21 protein-coding genes are annotated in these 18,270 nt (G+C 36.3%); 6 read left to right on the top strand and 15 right to left on the bottom strand.

Annotated elements, in window-relative coordinates:
- Nucleotides 1-114: 114 nt before the first annotated feature.
- Nucleotides 115-564: a thioredoxin-dependent thiol peroxidase gene (gene bcp / locus HNP36_RS11900; protein ID WP_184163558.1), complete on the bottom strand. Its 450-nt coding sequence runs from the start codon at nucleotides 562-564 to the stop codon at nucleotides 115-117.
- 33 nt (nucleotides 565-597) lie between these two features.
- Here bcp and HNP36_RS11905 point away from each other — a divergent pair, with 33 nt between their 5' ends.
- A complete protein-coding gene (locus HNP36_RS11905; protein ID WP_184163563.1) occupies nucleotides 598-1,218 on the top strand; it encodes an endonuclease III domain-containing protein in 621 nt (206 codons plus the stop codon).
- A 3-nt stretch (nucleotides 1,219-1,221) separates the two neighbouring features.
- Here HNP36_RS11905 and HNP36_RS11910 read toward each other — a convergent pair whose 3' ends face one another.
- The 6 genes from HNP36_RS11910 to HNP36_RS11935 all read right to left on the bottom strand — a co-directional run bounded on the left by HNP36_RS11910 (nucleotide 1,222) and on the right by HNP36_RS11935 (nucleotide 5,930).
- Nucleotides 1,222-1,584: a hypothetical protein gene (locus HNP36_RS11910; protein ID WP_184163566.1), complete on the bottom strand. Its 363-nt coding sequence runs from the start codon at nucleotides 1,582-1,584 to the stop codon at nucleotides 1,222-1,224.
- Nucleotides 1,585-1,587: 3 nt separating this feature from the next.
- A complete protein-coding gene (locus HNP36_RS11915; protein ID WP_184163569.1) occupies nucleotides 1,588-2,034 on the bottom strand; it encodes a DinB family protein in 447 nt (148 codons plus the stop codon).
- 12 nt (nucleotides 2,035-2,046) lie between these two features.
- The gene (locus tag HNP36_RS11920) at nucleotides 2,047-2,784 is read right to left on the bottom strand and encodes a hypothetical protein (protein ID WP_184163572.1); all 738 of its coding nucleotides are present in this window, start codon (nucleotides 2,782-2,784) and stop codon (nucleotides 2,047-2,049) included.
- Nucleotides 2,785-2,900: 116 nt separating this feature from the next.
- A complete protein-coding gene (locus HNP36_RS11925) occupies nucleotides 2,901-3,290 on the bottom strand; it encodes a DUF1398 domain-containing protein (RefSeq protein ID WP_184163575.1) in 390 nt (129 codons plus the stop codon).
- A 69-nt stretch (nucleotides 3,291-3,359) separates the two neighbouring features.
- Nucleotides 3,360-4,124: a helix-turn-helix domain-containing protein gene (locus HNP36_RS11930; RefSeq protein WP_184163578.1), complete on the bottom strand. Its 765-nt coding sequence runs from the start codon at nucleotides 4,122-4,124 to the stop codon at nucleotides 3,360-3,362.
- 9 nt (nucleotides 4,125-4,133) lie between these two features.
- Nucleotides 4,134-5,930 carry a DUF885 domain-containing protein gene (locus tag HNP36_RS11935; RefSeq protein ID WP_184163581.1) on the bottom strand — a complete coding sequence of 599 codons (1,797 nt, stop codon included), beginning with the start codon at nucleotides 5,928-5,930 and terminating at the stop codon, nucleotides 4,134-4,136.
- Nucleotides 5,931-6,292: 362 nt separating this feature from the next.
- Here HNP36_RS11935 and HNP36_RS11940 point away from each other — a divergent pair, with 362 nt between their 5' ends.
- The 5 genes from HNP36_RS11940 to HNP36_RS11960 all read left to right on the top strand — a co-directional run bounded on the left by HNP36_RS11940 (nucleotide 6,293) and on the right by HNP36_RS11960 (nucleotide 11,316).
- Nucleotides 6,293-8,443, top strand: coding sequence for a hypothetical protein (locus HNP36_RS11940; RefSeq protein ID WP_184163584.1), 2,151 nt, complete (start codon nucleotides 6,293-6,295; stop codon nucleotides 8,441-8,443).
- 202 nt (nucleotides 8,444-8,645) lie between these two features.
- Nucleotides 8,646-9,107 (top strand): hypothetical protein, encoded by a 462-nt coding sequence (locus tag HNP36_RS11945; protein WP_184163587.1) that lies wholly within the window; start codon nucleotides 8,646-8,648, stop codon nucleotides 9,105-9,107.
- Nucleotides 9,108-9,279: 172 nt separating this feature from the next.
- Nucleotides 9,280-9,984 carry a MotA/TolQ/ExbB proton channel family protein gene (locus tag HNP36_RS11950; RefSeq protein ID WP_184163590.1) on the top strand — a complete coding sequence of 235 codons (705 nt, stop codon included), beginning with the start codon at nucleotides 9,280-9,282 and terminating at the stop codon, nucleotides 9,982-9,984.
- Nucleotides 9,985-9,996: 12 nt separating this feature from the next.
- Complete coding sequence (locus HNP36_RS11955) at nucleotides 9,997-10,395, top strand: ExbD/TolR family protein (RefSeq protein ID WP_184163593.1); 399 nt, start codon at nucleotides 9,997-9,999, stop codon at nucleotides 10,393-10,395.
- A gap of 33 nt (nucleotides 10,396-10,428) precedes the next feature.
- Nucleotides 10,429-11,316: a ferric siderophore ABC transporter substrate-binding protein gene (locus HNP36_RS11960; RefSeq protein ID WP_184163596.1), complete on the top strand. Its 888-nt coding sequence runs from the start codon at nucleotides 10,429-10,431 to the stop codon at nucleotides 11,314-11,316.
- Nucleotides 11,317-11,330: 14 nt separating this feature from the next.
- Here HNP36_RS11960 and HNP36_RS11965 read toward each other — a convergent pair whose 3' ends face one another.
- The 8 genes from HNP36_RS11965 to HNP36_RS12000 form a co-directional block, all read right to left on the bottom strand.
- Nucleotides 11,331-11,723 carry a hypothetical protein gene (locus tag HNP36_RS11965; RefSeq protein WP_184163599.1) on the bottom strand — a complete coding sequence of 131 codons (393 nt, stop codon included), beginning with the start codon at nucleotides 11,721-11,723 and terminating at the stop codon, nucleotides 11,331-11,333.
- A 52-nt stretch (nucleotides 11,724-11,775) separates the two neighbouring features.
- A complete protein-coding gene (locus HNP36_RS11970) occupies nucleotides 11,776-12,324 on the bottom strand; it encodes a hypothetical protein (protein ID WP_184163602.1) in 549 nt (182 codons plus the stop codon).
- Between the two features lies 1 nt (nucleotide 12,325).
- Nucleotides 12,326-13,732, bottom strand: coding sequence for a nucleoside recognition domain-containing protein (locus tag HNP36_RS11975; protein WP_184163605.1), 1,407 nt, complete (start codon nucleotides 13,730-13,732; stop codon nucleotides 12,326-12,328).
- Between the two features lie 178 nt (nucleotides 13,733-13,910).
- Nucleotides 13,911-16,073: a peptidase domain-containing ABC transporter gene (locus HNP36_RS11980; protein ID WP_184163608.1), complete on the bottom strand. Its 2,163-nt coding sequence runs from the start codon at nucleotides 16,071-16,073 to the stop codon at nucleotides 13,911-13,913.
- 54 nt (nucleotides 16,074-16,127) lie between these two features.
- Nucleotides 16,128-16,349: a hypothetical protein gene (locus HNP36_RS11985; RefSeq protein WP_184163611.1), complete on the bottom strand. Its 222-nt coding sequence runs from the start codon at nucleotides 16,347-16,349 to the stop codon at nucleotides 16,128-16,130.
- A gap of 11 nt (nucleotides 16,350-16,360) precedes the next feature.
- Nucleotides 16,361-16,714, bottom strand: coding sequence for a hypothetical protein (locus HNP36_RS11990; RefSeq protein ID WP_184163614.1), 354 nt, complete (start codon nucleotides 16,712-16,714; stop codon nucleotides 16,361-16,363).
- Between the two features lie 39 nt (nucleotides 16,715-16,753).
- Nucleotides 16,754-17,989, bottom strand: a complete 1,236-nt coding sequence (locus tag HNP36_RS11995) for a radical SAM protein (protein ID WP_184163617.1) — start codon at nucleotides 17,987-17,989, stop codon at nucleotides 16,754-16,756.
- Between the two features lie 69 nt (nucleotides 17,990-18,058).
- Complete coding sequence (locus HNP36_RS12000) at nucleotides 18,059-18,265, bottom strand: hypothetical protein (protein ID WP_184163620.1); 207 nt, start codon at nucleotides 18,263-18,265, stop codon at nucleotides 18,059-18,061.
- Nucleotides 18,266-18,270: the final 5 nt, after the last annotated feature.

The following is an 18,270-nucleotide window of genomic DNA, read 5'->3' on the forward strand; positions in this document are numbered from 1 at the left end:
TACAGTTTTAGTGGTATTATTAATAAGTTTTATTACAAGAGACCAGTAATTCTGTGAACAAAGAAATAAAAGATTGCTTCTGTTTTATCAGCCTGCCCCTTTCCCTATTTAAGATTATTTCTCTAAAATCTGCTCTGCTGCTGTTTTTGATGTCACTTTCTCTATTACTCTGGTACAAACTCCGTTTTCATCAAAAATAAAGGTTGTTCTTACAATTCCCATATAAGTTTTTCCAAATGTCTTTTTCTCCTGCCAAACACCGAATTTATTAATAACATCATGGTTTTCATCAGCAATAAGATCATAGGGGAATGAAAATTTGCTGTGGAAATTCTTCTGTTTCTTTACAGTATCTCCGCTTATACCAAGTAATTGAAATCCAGCATTTTTAAGCTTTGAGTAATTGTCGCTCAGGTTACATGCCTCTACTGTACACGTGGGGGTATTGGCTTGAGGATAAAAGAAAATGATTAATTTCTTTCCGGCTAATTTCGATGAGGTTATTGTTTTTCCATCCTGATTTATTCCTTCAAATTCAGGTAATTTATCTCCAACTTTCAGCATAATGAATTAATTTTGTTCAAATTTAATGGTTACATGACAAAAAAGCAAAGAGCCGGGCTTGTTCAGCAGGAATTGGACAAATTATATCCCACAACACCTATTCCGTTAGATCACACAGATCCTTATACCTTGATGGTTGCTGTAGCGCTTTCTGCACAGACCACAGATAAAAAAGTGAATCAGGTAACTCCTGATCTTTTCAAGGTGGCCGGAACCCCTCAAAGGATGGCAAGGCTGGAAGAGTTTGAAATTAAAGAACTTATCAAAGAAATAGGACTGTCCAATACAAAAGCCAAAAACCTGAAAAGAATGGCCGAACTTTTACTGGAAAGGCACAATGGTATAGTTCCGCAGACTTATGAAGAATTGGAGGCACTTCCGGGTGTGGGGCATAAAACAGCATCTGTAGTTATGAGCCAGGCATTCGGGCTTCCTGCTTTTCCTGTCGATACGCATATTCACAGGCTGATGACACAGTGGAAGCTTACTTCAGGCAAAAACGTGGTAGAAACAGAAAGAGATGCCAAAAGTCTCTGGAAGGAAGAGGTGTGGAATAAGCTTCATCTCCAGATTATTTATTACGGCAGGGAATATTCGCCGGCCAGGGGAAAAGGGGAGAAAGATTTTATTACTAAAATGCTGTTTGACAAGTAGAATTTATTTCTTCTGTAAACTTTTTTGTATAAAATCCCGGTTTTTAATTTGTGTAGACAGCTCTCTGTAGAGCACAGAAGCCAGATCAATGCTGATATCTGTAAACGGATCTTCATACACCATAGAAAGAGATCCGGTGTCATTTACTGAAATAATAACATGGCAGAGATCATCTTGTATAAAACTATCTACTTCAATGTTGAATTCTTTACAAAGATTAATGAGTCCAGTATAGATATCCGCGTTCTTAATACCCTGATCAATGATATTGACAACCAGCGTGCTGTTTCCTTCGTTTCCTTGTTTTTTTAAAATCAGCTCTTCAAAGCTGGAGATATTGATTACAGGGGTAAATGCTTTTTTCATATTTTACATATCAAGCAATCTTCTGTGATAGTTAATCTGCCCCAGATGATAATCCAGGTGTGCAACCAGATGGATCAGAAAATATCCTGTTGTCATTTTATCTTCAAAAACCACAAGTGGATACTCTTTTTCAAGGTCTTCGGGAGCTAATTGGCTGAGGGTATGATCAACCATTATGATAGTTGCTTCTACCTTTTCAATAAGCTCTTTTCCTGGAACGTCTTTTAATGAAAATTCCAGTTCTCTGTTTCTGATATAGCCGGTCTTTCCAAGTTCTGCACCTATAAAATGGTTAAGGTTTCCAACCAGATGCAGACAGAGGTTTCCTGCAGAATTGGAAATGTTTTTATCAATTTTCCAAAGATTTTCTTCGTTTTGATAGGCTTCTATTTCTGTTTTTAATTTATTTAAATCTCTGGTATAGAGAGATTTCAGGCTTTCCAGGATCATATTTTGCTTGAATTAGTTATAGTTTCCATTTTTTGAATCTGTCAACTTCCAGAGATTATCAACGTACCTGTAAGTTTGTATATAATTTTTTGCAGGATTATTTTCAAAAACAAAATTAATGTGTATTTCTTTAGAATTTGAGTGCTGCACAAATGTCTGTACAGTATCCGTATCCAGAAATATATTAGATGTTGAAATTTTTGTAATAATTAAAGGTTTTGCATTCTTCCTGTAGGGGAAATAGTAGAAAGTTCTGCCTTTGCGTGCAAGTTCTGAACCGTCATTTATTTGCCAGCTTACTTTCTGCAGCCCTTTTTTAAAGTCCTTATTTTTGAACTGATGGTAAAAACCGTCTTCTTCCGTATAAAAATTTAGGCTGGAAATAGGGATAATATTTTTTTTTGCTTTTTCACGTAAAGTCAGAATTTGATCAGCAGTCCACAGTTTTTCCTCATTAAAATGATACGCGGTATCTTTAAATACCGGACATGGATTTTTTGGAACACCAGCAGGGCAGTATTCTGTAACATTGCTTACATATAAAACAATATTTTTTTCTGTAAACCTACTCATATCAAGGTTTTCAAGAATCGTTTTACCCAAACCGGAATAATCTACACTTGCATTATTCCCAAAGTTTTTTTCAAAATTTTCTTGAGCTTCAGTATAGAGTTTTTCACAATCAATGTCCTGTCCAAAAATTTGAAGTGATAATAAAAGAGGTATGGAGAACAGGAATTTTCTGATCATGAGCGGATAATTTTTTGTTAAAAATAAAAAAATTGAAGTAACCGTTCAGAAAAAAGATACCCGAATATAAAAAGGCTAAACAAAAAAGCCACAAATTGCTTTGTGACTTCTATAGCTTAATGAGGAATTTCCTCTACTAAAATTTCATTTCCTGTTTTATCATAATAGGTACAGGTAAACTCATCAAGGCAGACAAACCATTTTTCAATTCCTGTTTCAGCACAGTGCTGGCAGAAAGTCATATAATCTGTTTCTCCTTTCTGATGGCTTTTAAGATATTGAACGAATTTTTCTTTATCAGATTGATCTTCAATAGTTAAATCCGGATATTTTGGTTGAGACTTCGTGTTGAAATCATTGTCTCCGAAATATTCAGTGTGGCTGTCCTTTACCCATGTTTCAAAAGACTTTACCCCTAATTTTTTAATTTCCTGAATATAATCTGGAAAATCTGCTCCTGATTTTACTTTGCTGTGAGCTTTTTCAATTTGTTCTACTGTAAACATTTTTTCTGGGTTTTTATTACAGTGCAAAGATGGGATATTCAAAAATCTTTTGATTGTAAAAAATCGTTTTTATAAAAATCGTTTAAAATTTTCCGGCGTATCTCCTGTGTATTGCTTGAAATCTTTAATGAAATGAGCCTGATCGAAAAAGTTATTGTCAAAACAGATCTCTGCCAAGGATTTCCTGTCATTCAGATCATCTATAACAGAATTGAACCGGATAATTGAAGCAAATTTTTTGGGAGAAGTCCCTACATATTTTCTGAAACGTTTTTCAAGCGGGCTCTGACTTATAAAAAGCTTTTCCGAGAGCTCTCTAATCCTGATGTTTCCTTTTGCATGATAAATCATAGTTAAAGCTTCCATAATGAGCTTATCCGTCTGAATATTTTTGAGCTGCGACAATAAAAAATACTCAACAATGGAAATTCTCTGGCGGTCTGTTTTTGCAAAGAATAACTTCTCTTCTGTCTCGGAAACTTTGCTTTTATCAAAAATATTTTCAAGTGAAATACTCTGATTAAAAAGCTCATTGGCGGGATTAGCAGCAAACTGTGAAAAACCTAATTCTGTAAAATATACCAGAACCGTTCCTGTATCGCGGGAGTTCCTGAAAATCTTATAACTGTCTGTAATACCTGTAATTCCGGCAGAAGAAAGTGCTGTTTCCCCCAGATCCTGTATGGCAGATAATTTGCCCTTATATTGAAAGCCAATTACAATTCCCGCAGATGGAAACACTTTGTACTCGGACTCAAATTCATTTTCTGAAAGTACGAAGTATTTCACATAAGGCTTAAGCCTGTCTGACGGTGTAAATGTATCGAAACGCATTGCCCGTGACTATTTCTGTTTCTTCGCCCAAAGTTCCATTTTTCTGTTCAGAACATCAAGGGGAAGGCATCCCTGGTTTAATATCTCGTCGTGGAAGCTTGCCAGATTAAACTTATTTCCAAGCTGCTTCTGGTACTGATTTCTAAGTTCACGGATTCTTAAAGACCCGATTTTATAGCCCAAAGCCTGTCCCGGCATTGCCATATATCTTTCCACCTCTGCGGTAGCGCCAGCTTCATCATAAGAGATATTGCTCAGGAAATATTTTATGGCTTCTTCTCTGGTCATGGTTCCCGTATGAATTCCTGTATCTACAACCAGTCTTACAGCTCTCAGCATCTGGTCGCTCAGGTAACCCATTTTCTGATAAGGATCCGTATACAGTCCGAATTCAGGGCCCAGCGTTTCGCAGTAATGTGCCCAGCCTTCACCATAAGCTCCAAACCAGCCAAATCTCATAAACTTTGGAAGCTTGGTATTTTCCTGTTGCAGAGAAACTTGATAATGGTGTCCCGGAATCGCTTCATGAAGGAAAAGAGATTCCATTCCGGAAGTTACATTGAATTTGGAAGGATCGGGAAGGGGAACATAAAATATTCCCGGTCTTTTTCCGTCAGGAGTTCCCTGAATGTATTCTGCGCTGGCACTTGCTTCCCTGAACTTTTCTGTCTGTCTGATCTCAAATTTCGTTTTGGGAGTTACACTGAACATTGTTTTCAGTTTGGGAGTGATCTTTGCTAAAATTCCGTTAAATCCATCCAAAACTTCCTTAGATGTTTTGTAAGGCATTGCTTTAGGGTCTGTTTTCACGAAATTGATGAATTCTTCCAGGGTTCCGGAAAATCCTACCTGCTGTTTTACCTTTTCCATTTCTGCTCGGAGCATAGCCACCTGCTGTAATCCGATTTTATTAATTTCTTCCGGCGTTTTCTTTGTGGTCGTCCAGCTTTTGGCGTAGTATCTGTAAATTTCATTCCCGTTCGGAAGACTGTTGTAGCCGTCCGTATCTCTTGCTTTCGGAAGATATTCCTTCTCCAGGAATGTTCCCATTTTAGTATATGCAGGAATAATTTTCTTGGTAATTGCATCAGCATAAAGAGCCGAAAATTTATCTTTCTGGGCTTTTGTAAAGTCTTTCGGGAAATTTTTAACAGGCCCGTAAAAGATATTTTTATCCATATCTGTTGTGGTAATCTCCTCGGCTTTCATTTGAGGGATCATTTTGACAACCAGTTTTTTAGGAAGAACAAATTTATTGTTGATTCCTTCACGGAAGTTTTCAGTTGCGGCGTTCATCCAGTCCGGGAATTTTTCCATTCTTTTCAGCCAGTCACTATAATCTTTTTCAGTTTTGAAAGGCTGGCTGCCCTGTCCGCTTCCATACAGCGGAAAACTCAGGGGAAGGCCTCCGAACTGTGTAAACGGGATGTATTCCGGATGATAGGCATATGCTTCAATTCTATCTTTTAAAGTATAATCCAGAACATCATAAACTACTTTTTCTTCATCTGAAAGACCTTTATAATTAACATTTTCCAGCTGTTTCTGAACGGAATTGTAGAAAGAAATCTCTCCGGAAATAAAATCCCTGTCGATATTAATAGGAAGCTGGTCATTATATCTTGTATCTCCCTGAGAAGTAGCCTCTAAAGGATACAATTTAAGATACTGCTCATAATAATTGGATGCAATGGAATCCATATTTGTGGGAGTCACTTTCGTTAACGGAGAATCAGCTTTTTTACAGGATGCCAGGCCGATCACCAGCCCCAGTCCTAAAATGCTTTTTAATAAAATGTTTTTCATGTTCGGAAACTTTATTGAGCAAAAGTAAATATTAATTGTTTTAAACGGGTTAAAAGCAATCATTAAAACTACGGAACCCAAAAACTTTTATTTCCACAAAATACTCTTTATGAAAACAGGGTTGAAAAAAAATATTTTTCACACTATTGTTGAGTAATTGAAAAATTTTATATATTAAACAATTGCTAATCAGTAATTTTAAGTGTTGATCGCAATCTGATTTGATAAAATTTGCTAGTGATTTTTGTTCGTAAAAAATCATTTTTGATGGAATTATTTTATCTTAAATCTTTAAAAGAAATTAAATATGAAACAAAAAAATTACAATTAATTAAAAGTCAAATTATTAAAAGCTAATACCTATGAAAAAAAAATTATCAAGTTTGGTAGCAGCAGTTGCTACTTTTTCAACAATTTACGCTCAAATTGGTGTGAACATAGCTTCACCTAATGCCACGTTCGACATCACACCTAAGACCACAGGCTCACAGCCTGAAGGAATATTGATTCCGCGGTTAACAGGAGATCAGATCAAATCAATGGAGGCACAGTTGGGGATCAACCAAAACTCAATGATGATCTATGCTACAAGTGCGGCGACAGTACTGTCGTTAAGCACTATTGATCTTACATCTCCCGGATTTTATTACTATAATTCCGGCTTAACAAAATGGGTAGCGGTAAACAATGGTGGAGTTGCAGCTAAAATACCTATTTCCGGGCTTATTGACGGAACGGCTGTTAACGCTCTTGACAGTAAAAATTTCGCCCAGACCTGGAACTGGACAACTGCAAGTACACAAACACCTTTAACATTAAGGGCAAATGCATTAACAACCGGAACTTTGCTGGATATAGCAACCGCCAGTACAGCTTTAAATTCCACTAACGGGTTGGTAAGAATTATCAACAATGCGGCACCTTCCACAACAACCGGAATTTTTGCAAGATTACAGCCCAACAGTACCTCGGGCAGCGGAATTTCACTTTTAAATAATGGTAATTCCGGGTTTGGAATATTGCTTCCCACAGCAAAAATTCATGCATCGGAATCCGGAACAACAAATCAGCCTGCTGCTATTTTAAGCCAGACAAGCAGTGCTGCAGATGCGGGAAGTATTACAGGCACGGGATCTAAAGGAATGTATATCGATATGGGAGCGGCTACTCTGGACAGAGCTTTGGCAATTAATCAGAATGGGGTGGCCGCCAACTCAAGGGGATTAAATATTACGATGGCTTCTGCCAATAATGCTTTTGCCGGATTTATAAACCACACAGGTACGGGCGAGGGATTTAGAATTCAAAACAATAATGCAGCAAATAATAGTGATGGTATTTTAATCATACATGACGGAAATTCCACCGGAAACGGAATCAGGATACAAATGGAAGCAACCGGCAATACAGGGAATGGCGTAAATGTACTGGAATCAGGTGCGGCCACTTCCATATATGCCACTTCGAGTATTACAGGATCAGTGGATCCCACTACTGCAGTCTCTACAAAAAGAGCTGGTGTATGGGCGGATAGAACCATTGGAAGTGCTGCCGGTAACAATGCCGGAAGTGGTTATTCGGGACCTGCTTCAACGGCGACTACTTCAGCCCACACTTCGCTCTATGGTGTTATGGGAAATGCAACAACGTCCTCAACAACAGATTCTTATATTTTCGGAGTAATAGGTGAAGTATTGTCATCCGGAGGAGCGGCAGCTGTTGACCGCTCCGGAGGAGTGTTAGGAAACGGACAGGTGTCAGGAACCTTTGGTATTTTGGGATATAAAACATCTGGTTCTGCGAGTGTTGGTGTTTATGGAAATGCTGCAATGGCTACAGGTACAGGTAAATCAGCAACCGGTACAACGGCAACAGGATTTGGGGTGATGGGTGTAGGAGATCTTATGGGAGCTGCTTTTAAAGGTGATGTATATGGAATGAATGTAAGCGGGAGCCGTTACGGAATGTACATTGACGGTGCTGCATATACCAATAATGTAATTGCCAACGTAAGCAATACGGAGAGTATGGAAAGAATTGCGACCTATGTTCCCACTTCAACAACTGTAGACGTATATACAAGAGGTACGGCAACGATTGATGCCAATGGAAGAGTGGATGTAAGGTTTGACAAAAATTTCTCAAACTTAGCAGCAGAAAACTCTGTTGTTGTAACCATCACACCTATTGGAAAAAGCTCTCAGATATACCTGGAAAAAGAGCCTACAGCTTCGGGTTTCAGTGCAAAAACAGATGATAATAATCTTGTGAAGTTCTCATATATCGCAGTAGGAACCAGAAGAGGATTCGAAAATGTTTCAGTGCCAAAAGAAATTTTAGCAGGAGATTATGACGAAAAAATGTCTAAAGTTCTGCATAACGAGGGCGATATCAATTCAGAAGGAAAACCTGTACACTGGAATGGGAATGAATTGAAATTTGAAGAATCAGAGAATTTAAAAAGCAATACAAAATTAGATATTCTGCATAAAGCTGCGAAAAAAACAGAATAAATCATTGATATGCAGTTTTATAAGCTTTAAGGAGTGCCGCAGATTTATCTGTGGCATTTTTTATTCTAATATATCCTGTGTGGGAAAATTTAAGCTGATTTTTTAAAAATAATTTTCAAAAAATTTTTCACATTCAATCAATTTTTTATCTTTGTTGAAAACGTTTAACAATCATATTATTACAGTTCTTTTTTAAGAAATAATGAAAGGGATTTTAAAAATTTACCATCCGGAAGAGACGCTAAAATACAATATCAGAAATACTTATTGTAAAGCAGTCTATAGCAACCAGCAACATTTTTTAGAGGTTGAAATCATAACGGATGACAGTTTGGATCATGTAGATGATGATTCATTACAGTACAACTTTCCACAGCTTTCACTTGAAGTTTTTGATTTTCCTATCGAATCTAAGGAGATCGAGGGAAAAACAATCAAAATCAGTGATTCTGATGAAGAAACCTACACAGAGGTAGATTTATTTGATGATGAAGAAGCCTTTATCTACGATAATGAACTTCAGTTTGAGAAAAATGAAGAAGGCGAGCTTCAGGTTATATGGAAAGGAACTATTGACGATTTCTATACAGGGTCAGATACGCCGATCCCATTCCGTTTAAAATGCGAATTTAAGGAGGATGATATTAACGTAGACGAGGACTAACCTTTTTCTCTTCTTTTTATAATAACAAATTTCTTTTCAAAATCTCTTTTGGAAAGAAATTTGCTGTCTCTGAACCATAACAAATTTTAAGTTGTTTTTAAGCAATTTTTAAGAGAGCAATTCATAATATTCCACTACATTTGTCGTTAAATTTTTATAAAAATTCACATTAATGCTGTTAACGGAACTTACTCAGATTTTATTTGCACAGATTACTGCCCCGGCAGTTGCAACAGACGATTTAGAATTTTCATTTTGGAAGATCATGTTCCACGGAGGGGCTTTCGCTAAAATAGTGATGGTTACCGTTTTGGCGTTGGGTGTATTTTCAGTGTATCTGTTTTTTGAACGCTTTTTCTTTATTAAAAGGCTGACTTCAAAAACAGATGCCAATTTTATGGACAATATCGAAGACTTTATTAAAGAAGGAAAGATAGAATCGGCGGCAGATTACTGCAAAAGACAGAATTCTCCGGAAGGAAGAATCCTGGAAAAAGGAATTTCAAGACTGGGGCGCCCGGTTTCAGATATTGTAAGTGCTATGGAGTCTCAGGCACAGGTGGAAGTTGCCAATATGGAGAAAAACCTGAACCTTTTGGCTGTAGTACCAAGTATTGCTCCGATGTTGGGGCTTTTGGGAACGGTTATCGGGATGATCATTGCATTCTTTAACCTTTCGCATGCAACAGGATCTTTCTCACCAAAAACACTTTCTGAGGGTATTTATACAGCATTGGGACAAACTGCGGTAGGTTTGGCCGTTGCAATTCCTGCCAACTTTTTCTACAATATTCTTTTAACAAGAATTGATAAGTTTGTATTGAAGGCACAGAATATGTCGGGAGAGTTTTTAGACCTTATCAACAAACCTTTATAAATCTTTCTTACGATGAAAATTCAGAGAAGAAATAAAGCAAATCCGGAATTCAGTTTAGCAGCGATGACAGACGTTATCCTATTGATGCTGATATTCTTTATGATAACCTCTTCAGCAGCAAACCAAAGTGCTATTGATGTGAAGCTGCCAAAAGCGGGTGCGGTAGAAGATAATATTCCCAATCCTTTAACGGTAAGCATTAAACCGGACGGATCTTATTTTGTAGATGACAGTCCTGTGACAAGAGATCAGTTAGAGCCTTTGATTATCAGTAAATTAAATGGTCAGGCTAACAAATCTTTTACCATCCGGGCAGACGAAAATACGATGCATAAAGATGTTGTTTTTGTAATGGAAATTGCAGAAAAGAATAAATTTAATATTGCTATTGCAACGGTTAAAGATAAATAATGTCTCCGGAACTGCCGGAAAGAATCCTTTAAGATGAGAAGTTACACCGTAAACAAAGATGAGCAGAATAAAGACAGGATAAAAAGTGCTATACTTTCTATCCTTATCTGGTCTGCAATTTTACTTTTTGTTTTTCTATATAAACTGAAGCCGGAACTGGATAAACAGCCGGATGAGGTAATTACAACAATGCTTGTTAACTTCGGGGACAACAGAAATGGAAAAGGCATTGAAGAACCGGCAGACCAGCCGGGGAGCCTAGCTGCAGCTAAAGAAGAAGTAACTCCTGAACCGGTTGAAACACCCGTGCCGGAAACGAAAACAGTGGTAAAACCTGAACCCGCTCCCGAACCAAAGAAAACAGAGGTTAAGGAAAAGGTAATCACAGGAAATAATTCTAAAACAAGCGTTCCTAAGAAAGAAGAATCAAAAAAAACAAATAATAAAGCAGCAACAAGCGCAAGTGCTTCAAAGAGTACTAAAAAAGCAGGGGCAACTACTGCCAATTCCAAAACTGGAAACGGGGATGGAAAAGGAAATGCTGCCATCGGAAACCTGATCAGGGGTAGAGGAACAAAAGCCGGAAGCCAGGGTACAGGTGATGGAATAGGAAATGCAGGAGATCCTTTAGGTGGGGACGGAAATGGTGACAGTAAAGTGGGAATTGACAGAAAACTTATTGGGTACATTCCCGGAACTATGGGAAGAGGAGGTTCCCAGCCTTCACACAGCTGTACAGCAGGAGGATCCATTACTATTGCTTATACAGTGGATAAAGCAGGAAATGTGGTGTCCGCAAGAAGGGCCGGAGGAACTTCAGATCCGTGTGTGTCTTCCACATCAGTAGCATGGGTCAAAAAGTACGTTAAAGCAGAAAAGGCAAGTACCTCTTCTACCGGAACCTATAAAATTACATTCTAAAATACAAAAGCACTTTATTCAAGTGCTTTTTTCATTTCGTTGATTCTGTTGATGACAGGAAGGGCAAAAATTCCGCTGGTCTGGAGATAAAGCTCATAGAATGTCTTTGACTTGTCTAAAAAGTCTTTATTATCTTCCAGTTTGCCCTTATAATAAAAAAGGTTTCCCAGCATCTCATAATAATCTTTATGATCTCTTTCCTGTCTTTCACTGACGATTTCAATGATTTCTTCTTTCGCTTTTGAAGAAATTTCGGTAAAATCTATCTTGAAAATATCTTTCATTAAAGAATCGAAGTCTAGTTCTTTCTGCATTAAACTTTCTTCAGGTTTGTCTAAAATCAGTTTTTCCAATGCTTGAGTTAACTGGCGTATTAATCTTAATGTGAATTCTTTATCTGTGATCATGATCGTTTACTATTTAAAGTTTAAGGTTTTCGCTATACCAACTATTCTATTGTCACTTCTTTTTATGCATCAGCTGAATGGAATCATAATATGCTGAATGCTCGATAGGGTTGTCAAATACTTTTAAGCCTAAAGAATTAAAAAAATCCCGGAAGTTTTTCATGCTTGCCAATGATGGCTTGCTTCCTTTAATTCGATTACATTCAAAACAAACCACAATGTGATTAACCAGCTTATTTTTATTTAGAAATATAATGTTATGTCTTGGGTAAAAACAGTCGGCTATTGCAGCAACAGAATATATTTTCTGATTTTTTCTTCCACTCAGAATATCATTGAGTTCCCTTATCTGAGCCGGATTCAACTTCCTGCTGACAGTATCCTTAAATTTTTTTACATTTAATTCTCTATCGAAATCACCATCATAGTAATCCATTGGGTTTACACTTGCAAAGGCAATCACTTCATCATATTCAAAATCAATATAATCTTTCAGATTTTTATTTTGGGTGATCTTAGTTTTTACAACCTTATTTTCACTGTCTTTTTTACAACCGGCTATTAATAAGCATAAAACGATAAGAGAAAACAACTTTATCATACTATTTCGCAAAAAACAAATATGCCAGTGCAATAGCAGTAATAACACCCACTAAATCCGCAAGAAGCATAGCAATAACCGTATATCTCGTATTCTTTACAGCTACGGCTCCAAAATAAACCGCAATCACGTAGAATGTCGTATCTGAGCTTCCCTGAAGAACTGCTGCCAATTTTCCCTGGAAACTGTCTGCTCCGAAAGTTGACATAGTATCTACCATCATTCCTCTGGCGCCGGATCCGGAAAGAGGCTTAATTAATGCAGTCGGAAGACCGTCTACAAATCTCGGGTCAAATCCGGCTGTATTGGCGACCCATTTCATTCCGTCTATGATAACATCAAAAACACCTGAAGTTCTTAAAAGGGATATGGCAATCAGCATTCCTACCAGGTAAGGAATAATTTTGACGCAGGTGGTAAAACCTTCTTTTGCCCCTTCAATAAACGCATCAAAAACATTGATCTTTTTATAGACGGCTCCAAGAACGATTGCGAGGAAAATAAAGAGAATCAGGCCATTACTTAAAACTTTACTGAAAGTGTCTAATTCATCTTTACTTAACTGAACCAAATAGACCACCAAAAGAGCTATAACAGCTGAAATTCCTCCTACGTACGCAATTACTACCGGACGAAGAAGATTGATCTTTTGATAAAGAGAAACAATAATCATGGCTGCCAGTGTCGCTGCAAAAGTAGCGATCATGCAGGGAAGGAAAATATCGGTTGGGGTTTTTGATCCCATTGAGGCCCTGATAGCGATAATAGAAACCGGAATAAGCGTCATTCCGCCCGCATGAAGACACAGGAACATGATCTGTGAATTGCTTGCGGTATCTTTATTGGGGTTTAAGGTCTGTAAACTTTCCATCGCTTTTAAACCAAACGGCGTAGCGGCATTGTCGAGCCCCAGAAGATTGGCGCTGAAATTCATGAGCATATGTCCGAAGGCAGGATGGTTTTTGGGGATTTCAGGAAATAATTTCGAGAAGAAAGGCTGAATAAAACGGCTTAAAAGATTAATTCCACCTGCTTTTTCAGCAATACTCATGAATCCCATAAACAAAGTCATAATCCCAATCAGGCCAATACAGATCTTTACTGCGGTTTCGGAAGTTCCGATAACGCCATCTGCTTCCTGAACCCTGTAGACCTTGACATTCTGTTTTAAAGAATCTGTCTTGTAATGAATCCTGCTGTCCGCAAAATCATTCTTTTTCATCAGGCTGTCCCTGACAACCGGGGTTAGCATGTTCATGGGCTGTGAAGCGATCTGAACTGTATCGCCACCTTTTCCTACAACCATATCATTATAGATGGTTTTGTAGTGGCTTGATGAAATGTATTTTATACTTGCAATCCCGATAGCAATGATAATAAATGCTGACCAAATTCTGCTGAGAACCATTTGAATTTATTTTGGTCTTAAATGTAGTGAAATTTGATAAATTTGGATAAACCTTTACCAGAAAAATAAAACTTTAAAAGCCAGTATTAATGCAAGGATACTCAGAATAATAATAATAATTCCTAAGCCAGTAAAATAACTGGGAATTTTTCCCATTAGATCTTTTTTGTTTTTCATATTATAATCCCAATTCTAATTGATTCTGTATCAGTTCAAAATATTTCCCTCTTATCATGATTAATTCATCATGTGTGCCTTGCTCAGAAATGACCCCATTGTCTAATACAACGATCTGGTCTGCGTTTTTTACGGTAGACAGGCGGTGCGCAACCACAATCATTGTTTTGTTTTTAAAAAAGTTATCGATATTTTGAACAATGATCCGTTCATTTTTTGCATCTAATGAGTTGGTTGCTTCATCAAAAAACAGGTAATCCGGATCTTTATAGATTGCACGGGCTATGAGTATGCGTTGTTTTTGTCCCTGGCTTATTCCTATACCTTCAGAACCGATAATGGTATTGTTTTTCAATGGAAGACTGTTGATAAAGTTACTGATATTAGAAAGTGAAATAGCAATTTGCAGTTTTTCTTCATCCGGATTTTCTTCAAGAGATATATTGTAGGCAATAGTATCTGAAAATATATAACTGTCCTGGAGTATAACACCACATTTTTGCCTCCAAATAGTATTCTCTACTTCTTCTAAGGGGATGTTTCCAAGAAAAATAGTGCCCTGCTGCGGTTTATAAAATTTTAAGATTAATTTTAAAAGAGAGGTTTTTCCACTACCGCTTGCCCCTACTATTGCTGTGGTTTTGCCGCTTGGGATATTTAAGTTTATATTATTTAAAATATAATTTGAATCGTCATATGCAAAGCTCACATTTTGAACAGAAATATCAGATATTTCATTCAATGAGTCAACTTTACTGATATTTTCTTCGTCATTTTTATTGTGAATTTCATTAAGTCTTTCAAAACTAATTTTAACTAGGTGATAACGCAGGAAGAATGTTATTAATTGGGAAATAGGGTTGTTCATACCACCGATAATGTACATAATGGAAAGCATTGTCCCGATTGTCATGTTCTGATTCATTACAGCGATCGATGATGTGAAGACCACTAAAATATTTTGAAAGAAATTTATAAATTTATAGCTTTCATATTTCTGATTAACTTTAAGTTTTTCGATGTTATTGAGGTAAATGTTAGATTGAATTTCCCCCCATTCATGGCGCTTATAATCTTCGAGATTATTAAGTTTGATTTCCTGCATAGAATTGATGATTTCATAGATCTTGTTTTGATCAGTAGACTGCAGAGAAAATGTTTTTTGATCAAGGATTTTAATTTTTTTGAAAAAATTAAATATCCATGAAAGTTCAAGAGTTGTTCCAATTAAAACAATCAGAAATACAGTGGTATTAAAATAAAATAATACGAAAGAATATATTATAATACTAAATAAAGAGAATACAGTTTGAATCAAATCTTGTGATAAAAACTCTTCGATCCTTTTGTGGTCCTGAATTCTCTGTATCAAATCTCCCGTATTTTTACTGTTGAAAAACTTCAACGGAAGCTTCATAAGCTTTGCTAAAAAATCAGAAATAATAGACAAACTGATTCTGCTGCTGATGTGAATAAATAGCCAGGAGCGGTAATATTCTAACCCTATTTTACTTATAAATAGAACGATTTGGGCAATTAAAATTAGATATATAAGATTGACCTGCTTTAAAGCAACTCCTTTGTCTAGAATTTTTTGGGTAAAAAAAGGAAAAACCAACTCAATGCAAGACGATACTAATAATGTGAGTGCTATGAGAATAAATTGAGTTTTGTGTTTTTTTATATATTGAATGACGTATTCAATGTTCTTGGCTGATTTCTTCTGGTTTTTAACTGATTTCTCATATAATTTTTCCGTAGGATTTAATATTAGAATGACTCCTTCTTCTTTATCCTGTGTCCAGCCTTTTAAGAATTCTTGCTTTGTATATGTGGTTTTGCCAAAAGCAGGATCCGCTACATACACTTTATCTTTAGTAATCTTATATACAACAAGAAAATGATTTTGATTCCAGTAAAATATAGAGGGTAAAGAAATATTTTGAAGGGCATTTTCATAAGTTAGTTTAACGGGTAGTGTTTCAAAACCGAGCTCTTGTGCTGTATGATTGAGATCGGAAATAGTGATTCCTCTTTTTGAAAGATTGATGTCAGAAAAAATAGAATTAGATAGCAAAACACCATAGTACTTACTTATCATTTTGAGGCAGGCTAAGCTGCAGTCTTGGCTATCTAATTGTTTTATAAAAGGAAATTTTTTCATTGATCAGTACAGCAATTTTATAGATTCAATATTTTAGAGTAGGAAATAAAGAAGCTACATGTTGATAACTTTTGAGAAGCCTATTCTGTCAAATACAACCTGGGTATATACTAGTTGGCCATAAAGCGGAGTTTGATTGATATATGAATTGTTTTCTAAAAAATATTGCCTTTCAATTACATTTTGTAGAACAACAGGAAGTTTTTCAATTTCTTTTTTTTCCTTAATTAGATGGATAATTGGTGTCTTTAGATAAAAAAGGTTATTAGTTCTCATATATTTTAATTTTATGGTGTTAGGGTTTCATTTTGAAAGTTAATTGAGGGACATTTTTTACAAATTTCAAGTCCGTCCTGATGATACCATCTACAGTCTTTTCTGATGGGACAGTTTTCTGCCAGATGCATGAAATTCTGATGTATCTTCGTCAATATTTTTTCTGGGACATTACATTTTTTTCCAGTCCAATTGTAACAAGATTTTGTTTCACAAGCGTTTATACTTCTGTAATGTTTTTTATTTCCGCCAAATACTTCATCAATAGAGACCGGAGTACCTAAAAAATTTAATAATCCGTTTTCATAAAATCCAATTATTTGGTCTTTATCATCCCCAAGCTCACTATTAGGACAAATTTTCATAGCTGCAGTTTTTGAATAATTCTTAAAAGATAAAAGAAATTAGTTACTTAAAGCGAAACTCTCTAATTTTTTTGCATAAGCAGGTTCTGGAATGGTAGGAAGTTTCTCTTCAATCAGTTTTACGGCGTCTTGGTATGTCAGTTTTTGTATTCCTGTCTCTTCAATAAGGTTTTCTGGAAGGCTGTCAATAACCCTATTCTGAATGTGAGTAATAAGCATTAATAAATCATCACAGTAGACCGAAGGGTTATTAAATCCATTCTTTGAACTGTATCTGTGAGGTAAATATCCGCCTCCGCACACCTCATTTACAGGGCAGGCCAAACATTTTTTGCACAGCATCTGCTTACTGTTATAATATACATCTATCAGGTCACTTTGGAAGATATCGTCAAATTCATTTGTATGAAGATTAAATTTATGCTTGGTGAAGCTCTCTCCACAGATCTTCAATACATCAAGAGATTCAATATCGCCGTTTGTTTCTATGACAGCTAGCTTATTATAGCCTTTTCCTGCGCTCTCAGAACTTGATTCTGATCCAAAAATAAGATTGATAAAGTCTTCAAATTTAATTATGGATGTTTTTTTATTTCCTTCAAGGTCATACCAATAATTAAACAGTTCAATTAGCCAGTCGGCATTTTTGAGCCTTGGTACCTGATCTATACTATCATAATTTTCATCCAATAATAAGAGATTAATGGTGGAAAAGCCTAAAGACCTGTAAGCTTCATAGAGATCAATCGGGGAGGATTGGAAATTTATAACAGACAGACAGCCTAAGGGAAATTCCATGTGCTCCTTTGCCACATTGATGCCTTGTTTTACTCTCTCGAACGTTCCGTTGCCTTTTTTGTCTATCCGGTACATATCGTTCACCTCTTTGTCGCCATCAAGGCTTATTCCTACACCTACATTATATTTATTAAATAGTTCACAGTGCTGCTTGCTGATCAGCATTCCATTGGTCTGCATTGCAAAAATTATGTTTATTCCATCTTCATGCAAAGAGTGCAGGGTTTCTAAAAAGAAAGCCAGATCTTTTACGCTGGAAAGCAGAGGTTCTCCTCCATGCAGAACGACAAAGAAACTGTTTAAATTATGGGATAAGCAATGGTTTTTGATTTTTTCTTTCAGCGCCTCTACAGTACTTTTCGACATAAACTTGGGCTGGACCAGATAAGATTGATCGGCATGATTATACATATAGCAATATGTACAATTAATATTACATCGGCTGGCAACTTTTACTACTAATGCCTGTATATTCATGGGTATAAGTTTTAATGAGATAATGTAAATTAGAGAGGTATAAATTTTATACCTCTCATAATTTATTTGTTACTCAGAGATAGTAGCTCCTGTAACGTGTCTTGTATATATGATTCTATCATATACTACTTGCGAATAGCCTACTAGGTCACGAGAAGTACCTCCTATTCCGTTTTCTGCTTCAAGCTGTAAAACAGCTTTTTTTAGAACATCATTTTTGATTAAACCTGAATGCTTCGCTAAATTTTTAGCTTCTTTTTTGTTAAATGTAAACATGTTAA

Origin of the sequence: Chryseobacterium shigense (assembly GCF_014207845.1) — a bacterium.
Taxonomy (GTDB): Bacteria; Bacteroidota; Bacteroidia; order Flavobacteriales; family Weeksellaceae; genus Chryseobacterium; species Chryseobacterium shigense_A.